The sequence below is a fragment of the Mongoliibacter ruber genome (assembly GCF_003003005.1).
Classification (GTDB): domain Bacteria; phylum Bacteroidota; class Bacteroidia; order Cytophagales; family Cyclobacteriaceae; genus Mongoliibacter; species Mongoliibacter ruber.
In genome coordinates, this window is sequence record NZ_PVTR01000003.1 from 276131 (window position 1) to 289213 (window position 13083).

Below are 13083 nucleotides of genomic sequence, written 5' to 3' on the forward strand. Positions count from 1 at the left end.
TTTGAGTTATAATTTAACGGTTGAATATATGTCAGACAAAAAATCAGGATTTGATGAAGTGGAATCACTCCTTCAGGAAATCGGTGCTAAAATAGAAGAATTAATCGAAAAAGGTAAAGAAGCCGGAGGAGAGGTAAAAGAAGATATAGAAAATAAAATCAATGACCTGAGGGACGAAAAAACCACTTTGGAAAAGGAGTTTAAAAAAGGAAAAGCCAAAGTAGAAAAATTGTATAAAGAGAAAAAAGAGGAGTATGAACCTCAGCTCAGTGAGTCTGCCGTCCATTTCAAAGAAGGATTCAAACAGATATTGGAAGGAATCAGAACGTTGTTGGGTTCGAAATAGAAGTTGATTTTCTCAGATTTATGAGCTCCCCCTACGATTAAGCGGTTTTTTATGTATTTCCTGAATCCGTAAGGCCAAAGGCTAAATAAAGCTTTATCTTTGCGGCATGAATTACCTTTCAGTAGACAATGTGAGTAAGTCTTTCGGAGATAAAAGACTATTTCAAAATATATCCTTTGGGATCAATCAAGGCGAAAAAGTAGCATTAGTGGGCATCAATGGAGCCGGCAAATCTACCCTGATGAAAATCATCATGGGAATAGAAGTGGCCGATGGAGGAGATATCGCCATCAATCAAAAGGTCAAAGTTTCCTACGTACATCAGAACCCAGTTTTCACACCTTCTCTCAGCATTTACCAAACCATTTTTGACAGTAGCGGAAGTGAAGTACTCAAAGTCATAGAGGCTTATCAAAAGGCATTACTGGATTCGGAAAAAGGCATAGATAATTCAAATGAAATGCAGGCGATTTTTGAAAAAATGGACCGCCTGGAAGCTTGGGATTATGAGTATCAGATCAATGAGGTACTTGGCAAACTAGGCCTGCATGATACCACAGTGGATGTTGGCAATTTGAGCGGTGGTCAACGAAAAAGAGTCGCTTTGGCAAAAGCCATTTTGGAAAAGCCCGACTTATTGCTTTTGGATGAGCCTACCAACCACCTTGACTTGGAAACGATCGAGTGGCTTGAGGACTACCTTTCGAAAGCCAACCTATCCCTTTTCATGGTCACTCACGACAGGTATTTCCTAGAGAAAGTCACCAACCAAATCCTTGAATTGGATCAGGGAAAAGTCCATAAATACATGGGAAATTATGGTTACTTTTTGGAGAAAAAAGCAGAAAGAAGGGAAATAGAAGCGACCGAACAAGAGAAAGTCAAAAGCCTGTACAAAAAAGAATTGGACTGGATCAGAAGACAACCCAAAGCCCGTAGCACTAAGGCAAAATACAGGGTGGACGCTTTTGAAGAAACCAAAGAAAGGGCTTTCCAAAAAAGGGAAGAAAGGGATATTGAATTGACGGTGACCAGTCAGAGGCTAGGCAATAAGATCATAGAAATTGAAAAAATGAACAAATCCTATGATGAGAAGACCCTCATCAAGGATTTCAGTTATACTTTTAAGAAGGGAGATAAAATAGGAATCGTTGGGCCAAATGGTGCCGGCAAGACTACTTTTCTCAATCTGATCACAGGGCAACTGCAACCTGACTCGGGAAAAATCAGCACAGGTCAGACCACTGCCTTTGGATATTACAGACAGGAAGAGGATTCTTTTGATGAGGAAAAGGCATTGATTGATATTGTCAAGGATATCGCTGAAGTAGTATCCACGGGAAGAGGTTCTTCGATTACAGTATCTCAATTTCTTACCCAATTTGGTTTCCCTCCAAAGCAACAGTACACACCTGTAGCCAAGCTAAGTGGCGGAGAGCGAAGAAGGCTCCAATTGCTGATGGTTTTGATCAAAAGTCCTAACTTTTTGATCTTGGATGAACCTACCAATGACCTCGATATTGTCACTTTAAATACCTTGGAAGACTTCCTGGATGAATTTCCAGGATGCCTCATCATCGTGTCCCATGACAGGTACTTCATGGACAGACTGGTGGATCACTTGTTTGTGTTTGAAGGTGAAGGAAAAATCAAAGACTTCCCAGGAAATTATACTGACTACAGGGAGTGGGATAAAGAACAAAAGACTTCAGAAAAAACAGTAAAAGCTCCTGTTGTGCAAGCTGCTCCAAGCAAACAAGTAAAAAGTGAAACTACAAAAGCGAGTTTTAAGGAGAAAAAGGAGTTTGAAGAAATCAATGACAAAATGGAGGCCTTGGGAAAAGAAAAGGCTATCCTGATTGGGAAAATTTCTGAGGGTTCTGAGGACCATGAAGAGATCACCTCATGGTCAGTGCGGATAAAGGAAATTGAGGAAAATCTAGAAGCACTTGAAATGCGCTGGCTTGAATTGAGTGAATTAGAGGGGATCAATTGATCCCCTTATTACTTTCTTTTCAAAAATTCTTGTCTCAACTCCTCATCAAACTTTTCTATAGCATAGCGAAGCATAGTCCTTGGCATTTTTTTCCAATGAAGTTCAAGAAAATCTACACCAGTCTTCAAGTCCCTATTGGCAACTTCCCTGATCATCCACCCTACAGCCTTTTGAATCAGGTCTTCCGAATGCTGAATAAGGATTTCAGCTATGGCCAAAGCGTCTTCAAAGTGGTGATTGCGGATAAAGTAAAATGTGCTGAGCATGGCTATTCTCTGATCCCAAAGTTTGCCTGATCTGGCCAAGTCATACAATAAGTCTTTTGGTTTATCGTGCAACCATGCACCTAAAATGCGAGGAGCCGAACTGTCTACCAAATCCCAATTGTTCACAGCAGATTTATTGTCCAAATAGAAATCAACCCAAGCCTCTTTTTCCTTTTCATTTTTCGATTTCTCATATTTCTGAACAAGAATGAATATTCCTGCCAACCTGACTTCATGGTAGGGCGAATCCAACAGCTTTTTTATTTCGAATGCGGTAATATCCTTCCAATACTTTTTAGTGATTTGCCTAAGTTCCGGGACTTTTACACCTAAAAACTGATCCCCCTCTCCGTATTCACCTATTCCTGTTTTAAAGAATTTTTGATGGAAAACTACTTTGGAAGGATCCGAAAATCCCTGAATTTCTAGAATAATTATATCAGATAGCAAAGTCATATCGAGTAGCTTCAAAGACGAAATTTGTTCAAAAAAAACAGCCCATCCAAACGGAAGGGCTGTATGTAATTTTTAAAATCTGTATTTGCAGAAGCTGGATCAAAAGTCCATATCTTCTCCAGAATCCTCTCTACCTCGTTCTTCTCTTCCGTTTCTGTCTTTGAAACCACCAAACCTGTAAGTAAAGGCAATTGTGCCAATTCTAGTTTCTCTATTCCACAATCGCGTTTGATCAAATCTTGGGTCTTCAGTCCTGATACGGAAAACCTGTGTATTGAAAATATCACTTACATTGAGACTAATTGTACCTCTATCATTCAGTACATTCCTCTTCACCCCAGCATTGACACTGTATAAAGGTTCGATTTCACCCTGTGGCAATACTATTGGCCCACGATAATTCGCCTGCATCTGAAAATTAGCGATTTTAGGAATTACAATATTGGTCAAAAGATTCACAGTCCAGCTAAAGTTGGAGTTTACAAAAGGCCTTTCCAAGTTATCCGCTATAATTTCTGAGTAAAAAAAGTTACCCGTCAATGTTGCATCCCACCAATCTGCAAGCTGAATTTGATTGATCACTTCTAATCCCGTATTGTTTCTCCTAGCTGCATTTTCCCGAGTGGTAATAGACACGTTGTTGTCAAATAGCTCGATGATTCTACTTTGAACATCAGTAGAAAACCTTTGGTACACTGTGGCCGACAAAAGATAATTTGTCCACCCCTTTTGATACCCAAATTCAAAGCTATTGGTATATTCGGGCATAAGCATAGGGTTTCCAATTTGCAAATTGAGGGGATCATTAACCCTGTAAAATGGTGTCAATCCCCATAACCTTGGCCTTGAAATCCTTCTACTGTAATTGATTATAAACTCTTCTTCATCTTTGATATTATAAGTAGCATAAAGACTTGGAAACCAGTCAAAATAGTTATTCACAAATGGCTGAGGCTGATTTCCCGAAATGGAAGTTGTCTCAGTATATTCTGCACGAAGGCCTGCCTGGTATCCAAATTTCCCCACTCTACTATTATAATTCACATAAGCTGCATATACATTCTCTACAAAATTGAATGTGTTTGAAATTGAATCAATCTCCTGAGGCAAAAAAGAAGTGTTCGCATCAGCTTGAAAAAATCTCTGACTTCTATCCCATTCACTTAATGTACCTTTAAGTCCAGTTTCAAAAGTCCCTCCATCTAAAAAAGGTTTGATGTAGTCGAATTGTAAAACGATCAAATTAGAAGTTTGATCTCTTGGTAAATCTTGTTGAACAAATCCTTCCTCCACAAGATTGCCCTGAGAATTAAAAAACTCCTGATTCCATGTATCAAAGTCTTCTCTTCTGTCAGTAGCAAACGAAATTGATGTATAGATTCTTTGACCCAGTGTGTCTAAATTCAATCCATAGGTAATTCCAGTTTCAAAGTTTGTGCTACTATTTGTATCGAAATTCTCTCTTACAAAAAGACTGTCCAAACTTTGCACACTGTTCAAAAACCGTTGATTTAAAATATTATCACCATTTCTTTCTCTGATATTGGCTTGGGCATAAAATCCTAAAGTAGAATTTTCTGTCATATTATAATCTAAACCTACTCTAGCCAGGTGGGAAATATTATAATTTTCTCCATAAGAATCCTGATTCAATATTGGAGATAGATTTGGAATATTAGAAATCCTGTTTGCATCTGATTCCCTGAAAAGCCTTCTGTTTTGGTAACTATAATTTGCAAAATAATTTACTTTTTCCCCTCCGTAATTAAGGTTGATGTTGGCATTATATTTATCTCGTGTACCTACCGAAACCTGACTTTGTCCATTAAATCCTAGTTTCTCATCTTTTTTGAGAATTATATTAATTATACCACCTACACCTGTAGCATCATACCTTGAGGAAGGGTTGGTGATTAACTCCACGCTTTCTATACTATTGGCTGGAAATTGAGAAAGGACTGCTTCAATACCATCACCGGAAATATTGGAAGGCCTTCCATTGATGTATATTAAGATATCCCCTGAGCCCCTCATTGAAATTTCTCCTTCATCATCAACTTGAATAGAAGGTAATGTCGCCAGTAATTCTGAAGCGGATGCACCTTGCGCCAGAATACTGTTTTCAACATTGTACCTCCTTTTATCAATGTCACTTTCAAACATGGATTGTACACCTTCTACTGTAACTTCTTCGAGATTTTGAGCATCAGGCCTAATACGTAAGTTCCCGACGTTTAAAACACTTCTATTTCCAATAGATATGTTTTTATACAAATTTTCGTAACCAATAAACCCAACTCTAAGAATATAATCTCCGCTTTCAGCCGGAAAATCAAATGACCCATCCAATTCTGTCATTCCTCCAGTTACCAATGAAGAATCAGAGGGATCTAAAAGCGCAACATTGGCAAATTCCATTGGGTTTTCAGAACCTCTTTCGAGAACCTTCCCTTTAATGTTGTAATTTTGACCTTGAGTGCTAAAGCTGACGAGAAAAAGCAATCCTAAAAATAATACAGTTAATACAGGTTTCATAATGTTTTATTGTGTGGTAAGCTAAATTCAAATTTACGAAATTTAATTCTGAATATTAAACTAATTTTTATCAATTATAGCCATAAAATGATTTAAAAAGACCATTTATACGTAAATTATTTTGTTTTTGAAAAGTTTTAAAAAACTATCTGTCTAAGTTTTTCCTAAACTTTTATTCAGCCTAAAAGAAACAAGACTCATATTAAAAAACGATGTAGAGAACACATTGTTCCCTAATTCAATGTATATACATTGGTCGGGGATATCTGTAGATAAAAAGTCAATTCTTTACATAGACGGGGGTCTAAAGCCCTAATATTTATTTAAAAAAGAATAATTTAGGGTTCGAAATGCTTAATATTGAATCAAGTATGCTTCACTACACCACTAACTATAATTTACATTACATTTTATTGTTTCTTTTTTCACTATTGATTTTAATATCAAAGCCCAGTCTGGCCCAAGAAACAAAAGTTGATTCATTACTCAAATTACTAGATACCCAGCCTAAGGAGAGATTAGCTATTTACATTGACCTATTGCCCTTACTCTATGATCAAGGTAATGATGACCAAATATTAGAACATTACCCCATAGCCATTGATTTGGCAATTTCTTCTGCGGAATTTGATAAAGCTGGAAGATGGTCTATCGAGTTGTTTCAGTTACACCAGGTCAGGCCAGCTGAAAGGCAACAGGCACTTGAGGTAATGCAAAAAGCAGCAAGTTTTTCTGACAAGGTTGAATCTTCGCGGACAAAAGGCAACATTTACCTAAAATTGGCGGCAGCCTACTATGACTTGGGGAATTTTGAAGAGGCTATTGCTGAATACACAAATGCAAAGAACAATTTCTCAAACCAGGATTCCTTATACATAGCGGATGCCCTGTTTTTTAGAGGACAGGCAAGAGATTACAAAGGTGAGTTTATCAATGCATTGAATGATTACCAACAGGCAGCTTTGCTTTATGAATTATCAGGTGATGAGGATTTTGAAGCGCATGTACAGAACAGCATGAGTATTATATTCGGGCGCTATGGCATGTTGGAAGAAGCCGAGAAAATAAGGCTGGAACTACTGGAAAAATACCGCGCAGACAATAACATGAATGATTGGGCTATCGTGATGTACAATCGTGCTGGAACATATCGTAAAGCTGGTTTTCATGAGGAAAACATCAATATCCTATCAGAGGTTTATGAGCAATTGGGGGATAACATGGAAGACCCACACCTACAGATAGGCCTTAACCTATCAATGGCTAATCACTATGCCAAGAAGAAGGAAAGAGACAAATACCGGTTTCATTTTGATAGAGCGGACAGCATCAAAAATGCAAAAATGGGTGAAGGATCATACTTGGATTTATCTTTTCTTAAGACAAATTTTTTGGGAGAAATGAATTTTGGAAACCCACAGACAGCTTCGGCCATACTTCGGCAGTATACCATACTGGCAAACAATTCTGACCAAATCAATGACAAATTAGACGCTTTGGAATTTGAGGCTGAATTAAATCAGGCAATGGGCAACTATGCCAAGGCGTTTGAATCGTTGCAGAAATGGACCTATAAAAAAGACTCTATATTCGCAGTAAACAAAGCCACTTCTTTTGCCTATTACCAAACACTCTACGAGACAGAGAAAAAGGAACGAGAGCTACTGAACAAAACAATGGAGATTGAAAACATCACCACTGCAAATCAAAAAAAGTTGTTTTGGATCATAGGCATATCGATTTGCTTGGTCACAATACTTATACTTCTTTATTTATACAGGAATTTGCAAGCAGAAAAATCAGCCAAAAAAATGCAGGAGCAGTTTTCAAGAGACCTTTTGGTCTATCAGGAGGAAGAAAGGAAAAGAATTTCAAAAGACCTGCATGATGGATTGGGGCAAAGTCTCCTCTTAATTAAGAATAAAGTAGCAATGAGTGCCGATCCATCAGCTACCGGATTGCTAAATTCAGCCATTGAGGAATTGAGAGGGATATCAAGGTCGCTACATCCTTTTAAGCTCGAAGAACTCGGACTTACCCAAGCCATCCAAAATACGCTGGACAATATTGACGAAGAAACAGAAATTTTTATCAGTGCAGAATTGGATACTGTCGATTCGCTATTTGACAAGAACGAACAGCTCCAAATTTACCGAATGGTGCAAGAGGTTTTCAACAATATTCTCAAACATGCTCAAGCCTCTGCCGTTAGGGTAATGCTGGTGTTGGACAATCGCATGGTCAATCTTTCCATAGAGGATAACGGAATAGGATTCGACTTTTCAGAAAAGTACCAGGATTTTGGAAGCTTAGGACTCAAAACGATAAAAGAAAGAACAGCAAGCCTGAAAGGAACTATGAAAGTGGATTCAGAAAAAGGGAAAGGAACAAAATTTTCATTTTACTTCTATAAATAACCATGAGTCTCAAACTTGTAATTGCTGACGACCATCCATTATTATTGAAAGGCTTAAAGGACTTTTTGGAGGAAAAAGGATACCATATTGCAGCTTTGGCCACTGATGGGGAAGAGGCATTTGAAGCTATACAACATCATACCCCACCAATAGCAATTTTGGATTTGGAAATGCCTTATATGACAGGGCTTCAAGTAGCTAAAGCTTGCATGGAAAAAGGCCTGAAAACCAAAATCATACTTTTCACACTTCATCGGGAAATTTTCATCTACCAACAAGCCAAAGAGCTCAATATCTCCGGCTATCTTCTCAAAGAATTTGCAACAGAAGAATTGTTGACTTGCTTAGAAAGAATCGTTGAAGGTAAAGAATACTTCAGTGAAAAGTTATTCAAAAATAGCGAGGACCAAGAAAACTTAAAAGAAGGTATATCACTAACCCCTTCCGAAAAGAAAATCCTAAGACTTATTGCCGATGGTCTTACTACCAAAGAAATTGCAGACAAACTTTTTGTAGCCGAACGTACCGTAGAAAAGCATAGGAGCAACATTATCAATAAATTGAACATTGATAAAAAACACAATGCGCTTTTGGTATGGGCTCAAAAAAACCGAGGTATTATCTTCTAATACAGCCCCTTTACAGTGAAATATACGTGTTACCACGTATTGATTGAGCATTTTGTTAAAGCTAAATTTGATTATCAAACATCAAGCTTTAACCATGAAAATCAATTCTACTTTTGGAGATTTTAAAATAATACAATCAATAAGCAAGGCCGACGAGCTATTGATGATGTCTGACTGGGAAAGTCTGGTCAGGATTTTTGACAGCAATAGGGTATTTATGGTCAGCTCCAAAGACAGGATTTTTGGAGTTTACCTAAGTAGACAAGAATGTTCCGATGTATTGGGTAAGTTCTTAAAAAACATTGAACTCTTAGATCTGGAATCTTTGAGTATAGAAAATACTACACTTTTTGAAAGAGTAGTTTATAATGGGTGATTAGACTGAAAAGTGGCGGGTATTAACCCGCCAATTTTTTTAAGGTATGTTGGATAAGATTATCCACGATCTCATAGGCATTGTCCGCAAATTCATGCGTGATCCTATTGGCAACAATCGCATTTAGACTCATGACCTCATGACCTAGCAACCTTCCCATGGCATAGTAGCCCGCAGTTTCCATTTCAAAATTGGTCAAATTAAATCCATCAACATTTACATTACTGAGCTTTTCGATGATGTCAGGAATAGCTGGAGTCAGCCTTACCTGTCTCCCCTGTGGCCCAAAAAACCCTGGACAAGTCACTGTATTTCCTACTATCAAGCCATCACTCAATAACTTCAACAGTTTCTCGGACCCCTGAATACAATAGGGTAGAAAAGAAATACCTAATTCTTCTTTGATCTTTTCCCCAACTTTTATTTCCATATCAGAATATTGGGTATTGTAAAAAGTCATCAAAGTATCCAATCCAATTCCAAAGGAAGAGGCCAACATAGATCCAGCTGGAATAGAAGCTTGCATACTACCTGAAGTACCGACACGAATGATTTCCAAACTGGTGTGCTTTTCTTTCGGCAAACGTGTTTCCAAGTCCACATTGACCAATGCATCCAATTCTGTCATAAAAATCTCGATATTGTCAGTTCCCATCCCCGTACTCATGACAGTGATACGCTTGCCTTTATAAGTACCTGTATGGGTTACAAACTCCCTTTTTGACATCTTGAACTCAATCTCGTCAAAATACTGAGAGACTTTTTGAACCCTGTCAGGATCTCCCACGGTAATAACAGTTGAAGCCAGATGTTCTGGCTTCAAGTTGAGATGGTATATACTTCCGTCTGGATTAATGATCAGTTCCGATTCTGGAATTCTCTTGCTCATGAATGATGCTTTTAATTTTTTCTTTATCCTCTCTTCGGAAAATACCTTTGTAAGGGTTGTATCCGTTTGACTGTTTCTGGTAATATCCAGTCCCATCGTATGGCCTTTTTTCAGGGTGCTCTTTACAAGCTACAGAACATGCCCCATCTAGCTCCCAGCCGCATTTTTCACAAATAGGAAGATGCTCATTACAAATTGGGTTGGCACAATTGACCATCCTATCACATTCCGTTCCACAGACATGGCAGGTAGAAATTACCTTAGGATTCACTTTATTGACATCTACAGCTATCCTATTGTCAAATACATAACATTTACCTTCGAAGTCTTCTCCTCCAGCTTCCATGCCATACTTGATGATTCCACCATGCAATTGATACACATCCTGAAAACCCTGTTCCAATAGAAATGCAGAAGCTTTTTCACACTTGATACCTCCAGTGCAATAAGTCAGGACTTTTTTACCCTTAAGGTGTTCAAGCTCTTTCACTTTTTCAGGAAAATCCCTGAAGTTGTCAATATCCAGGGTAATGGCATTTTTAAACCTTCCCAACTCGTGTTCATAGTTAGACCTTACATCAAGAATAACTACATCTTCTTGGTCTTTGAGAGCCTTAAATTCCTCAGGCTCTAGGTGTTTACCCGTTTTTTCATTGGGATCAAGATGCCTCAGACTGCTATGGACAATTTCTGGCTTTGCCCTTACATGGATTTTGGCAAAAGCATGCTGATCATGGCTGTCAATTTTAAATTCTGTTTTCGCAAACCTAGGATCTCCAAGAACATATTGCATGTACTTTTGACAATCTTCGTGCAAGCCCGACACAGTTCCATTAAGCCCTTCTGGAGAAATGATGATTCTTCCCCTGATGTTGTTTTCCACGCAAAATAGGTGGTGTTCTTCTCTGTATGCCTCAGGATCCTCGATCGTAGCATAACAGTAATAAAGCAATACGCTATACGGTTTGTTTTCCATAACTTAAGCCCTGTTTCAGCAGGGTGTTTTGGTTTTTTGTATATGAGAATTTAATTATTTCTTAATTGGCGCTGCAGGGTTACCGAATACAGTTTCTCCATCCTGAACATCAGAGATGACGACTGAACCTGCCCCAACCCTCGCATTTTTGCCGATTGTCACTCCTGATACAATCGTCACTCCTGAACCGATAAAGGCTCCCTTTCCTATCTTAACATTAGAATTGATAAAAGACCCTGCACCTACCTGCACGAAGTCCGCTAACTCTGCCTGATGCTCAATGATCGCTCCTGAATGCAAAATACAATGACTGCCAACCTGTGCTGCTGTACCAATAGTGACCCTGGCATTGATGAAGTTACCATGACCTATTGCTGCATTTGTAGAAATGTAGGCAGACTGATGTATGGCATTGACCGGTTGTACTTTTCGGTTATCATTGAGCATTTTGACTAAAAATTGTCGGTATTTATTGTCATCCACCGCTACAAATGCTTCACACTTTTTACCTATCAATTTCAAGAAGCCTTCGTCCTCAGGATTCCCCAATACGGAAACTTCATTGATTTCAGTGCCATGCATTGTTGCATCTTCTTCCAAAAATCCATAAGTGATGACCTCATTGCTGTTGAAAATTTCCAATGCAGCTTGTGCAATTCCTTTTGCGCCTAATATGATTACAGGTTTATCCATTTCATTTCTTTGATCGGAGTGCAAAAGTACAGTAAATCAACCTGCCAACCAAAAATCAAGCAGATACTGATTTAAGTAAGGATTGACCGATTTTGCAATCCATGCATTTTTTATGGATACAATAGTTATTGTAAAGGCCAATCATTCCCTGACTGTCAAAAGCGTTTTCACAAGACCAATGGTGTGATGCAAATTTTTTGATGATATGATTGGACTCCGAAGGGATTTCCTGCAAAAGGTCAAAGCACTTTTCTTTCCAAATGCTGTCTTCCACAAATCTGCCATAACTATACCAAAGCGGCACTACAAAATTGATCACCAAGTGCCTTAGGGTATTGTCAGTCAATTTTTTCGGGAAAGGTTTTTTAGAAAGTACTCCAGGCCGATAATGACTTACCCAATATGTTGAGAGTTCTGCACTAAACAGCTCTTTAAAAGCTGCAAAACTTGAAAAATCATATATTGCTTCACTGAATATATTTTTGTTTTGAGATAAAAAAGACACCAGCTGAGCTATGCGGAGTACAGGACTATTTTGAGGTCTTACCCCCATAAATTTCCAATCTCCCCGAAATACCTGCTGTTTTAAAGAGTACTTTTTTTGATAAAATGTATACTCTTTTAGAAGCTCTTCGGTATAATCGTCCTCCGGTATATCAGGGAGCAAATCAGCCTGACCAAATAAAATCGCTTCAATACCTTTTGGGTGATGGCTGGTTTTTTGGAGAAGTTTGTAGGGGATACTTTCTGCTAACATGTACATTGATGGGGCATTTGTCTTGAAGCCAAAACTCTGAAAAAGCCATTGGTAGCTTGTTTCCTCCCAGTTTCCCTTATTCTTTTCCAATATTTCAAAAACCTGCGATGATTTGGCTTCAAGCCTTTCCACCAGTGCCCTTTCGACCATAGAAAATTTCATGATAGACTGCATTTTCTCCAGCTCATTACCGCACAATATCCCATTTCCAGCACTTAGAAGCTTTTCATAACTTCTGATAACGTTTAGAAGGATTTTACCTTTAAGCTCTAAGGTGGGAATCACCGTTCCGTCATTTCTCAAAATTGGTTTATCATTTTCATAAACTACATGAAGGATGACCGAATTGTACCTAGGATCAACATCGTGTTCATGGCTTTTCCAATCTGAAGCTTTGCGATGGACCTCCACATGTCCAAAAAGATCCAGCCCTCCTATCCTGACACATGCCTCCAAGAAATCAGGGCCATGATAAAAATTGTGAAAACCGATTTTTTTGATTTCCAGCATCTGTCCTTCTGTAGTATTGAGGCTGTTTTTGTCGAAGTACTGGTATTTCCACACTGCCTGCAGAAAATCTTCTTTGAATTCCATAAAAGTTCAGATTTAAAAGTTGACAATAATGAACTAACAATATGATTATCAATTTAATTGTATTTCACAAAATAAAAAATGGTTATGGAAGAATAATTTATGTAGAAAAATATCGCAGACAACTCCAGATACTAAAAAGGAATAGACTATTCT

The 13083-nt window shown here is 38.2% G+C and carries 11 protein-coding genes; 5 read left to right on the top strand and 6 right to left on the bottom strand.

From position 1 onward, the window contains the following. Window positions 1-28: 28 nt before the first annotated feature. Entirely contained in the window at window positions 29-346 is a 318-nt protein-coding gene (locus CLW00_RS06870; RefSeq protein ID WP_106132920.1) for a hypothetical protein, read from the top strand. 106 nt (window positions 347-452) lie between these two features. Then, window positions 453-2342: an ABC-F family ATP-binding cassette domain-containing protein gene (locus CLW00_RS06875; protein WP_106132921.1), complete on the top strand. Its 1890-nt coding sequence runs from the start codon at window positions 453-455 to the stop codon at window positions 2340-2342. A gap of 8 nt (window positions 2343-2350) precedes the next feature. Here CLW00_RS06875 and CLW00_RS06880 read toward each other — a convergent pair whose 3' ends face one another. Together CLW00_RS06880 and CLW00_RS06885 are read right to left on the bottom strand one after the other, a co-directional pair. After that, the gene (locus CLW00_RS06880) at window positions 2351-3064 is read right to left on the bottom strand and encodes a DNA alkylation repair protein (protein WP_106132922.1); all 714 of its coding nucleotides are present in this window, start codon (window positions 3062-3064) and stop codon (window positions 2351-2353) included. 99 nt (window positions 3065-3163) lie between these two features. After that, window positions 3164-5599, bottom strand: coding sequence for a TonB-dependent receptor (locus CLW00_RS06885; RefSeq protein ID WP_106132923.1), 2436 nt, complete (start codon window positions 5597-5599; stop codon window positions 3164-3166). A 350-nt stretch (window positions 5600-5949) separates the two neighbouring features. Here CLW00_RS06885 and CLW00_RS06890 point away from each other — a divergent pair, with 350 nt between their 5' ends. The 3 genes from CLW00_RS06890 to CLW00_RS06900 all read left to right on the top strand — a co-directional run bounded on the left by CLW00_RS06890 (window position 5950) and on the right by CLW00_RS06900 (window position 9021). Beyond that, window positions 5950-8016 carry an ATP-binding protein gene (locus CLW00_RS06890; RefSeq protein ID WP_106132924.1) on the top strand — a complete coding sequence of 689 codons (2067 nt, stop codon included), beginning with the start codon at window positions 5950-5952 and terminating at the stop codon, window positions 8014-8016. Window positions 8017-8018: 2 nt separating this feature from the next. Next, on the top strand, window positions 8019-8645 hold the full coding sequence (locus CLW00_RS06895; protein ID WP_106132925.1) for a response regulator: 627 nt from the start codon (window positions 8019-8021) through the stop codon (window positions 8643-8645). Between the two features lie 94 nt (window positions 8646-8739). Beyond that, window positions 8740-9021, top strand: a complete 282-nt coding sequence (locus CLW00_RS06900) for a hypothetical protein (RefSeq protein ID WP_106132926.1) — start codon at window positions 8740-8742, stop codon at window positions 9019-9021. A gap of 22 nt (window positions 9022-9043) precedes the next feature. Here the strand turns inward: CLW00_RS06900 and CLW00_RS06905 are convergent, their stop codons facing one another. Genes CLW00_RS06905 through CLW00_RS06920 form a run of 4 tightly spaced genes read right to left on the bottom strand, consistent with a single transcriptional unit; the run spans window position 9044 to window position 12930 of the window. After that, window positions 9044-9910, bottom strand: a complete 867-nt coding sequence (locus tag CLW00_RS06905; RefSeq protein ID WP_106132927.1) for a nucleoside phosphorylase — start codon at window positions 9908-9910, stop codon at window positions 9044-9046. Continuing rightward, on the bottom strand, window positions 9873-10886 hold the full coding sequence (gene trhO / locus CLW00_RS06910; RefSeq protein ID WP_106132928.1) for an oxygen-dependent tRNA uridine(34) hydroxylase TrhO: 1014 nt from the start codon (window positions 10884-10886) through the stop codon (window positions 9873-9875). Before trhO ends, CLW00_RS06905 begins: the two co-directional genes overlap by 38 nt. A gap of 54 nt (window positions 10887-10940) precedes the next feature. Next, entirely contained in the window at window positions 10941-11579 is a 639-nt protein-coding gene (locus tag CLW00_RS06915) for an acetyltransferase (protein ID WP_106132929.1), read from the bottom strand. A gap of 55 nt (window positions 11580-11634) precedes the next feature. Further along, window positions 11635-12930, bottom strand: a complete 1296-nt coding sequence (locus CLW00_RS06920; protein ID WP_106132930.1) for a DUF2851 family protein — start codon at window positions 12928-12930, stop codon at window positions 11635-11637. Window positions 12931-13083 lie beyond the last annotated feature (153 nt).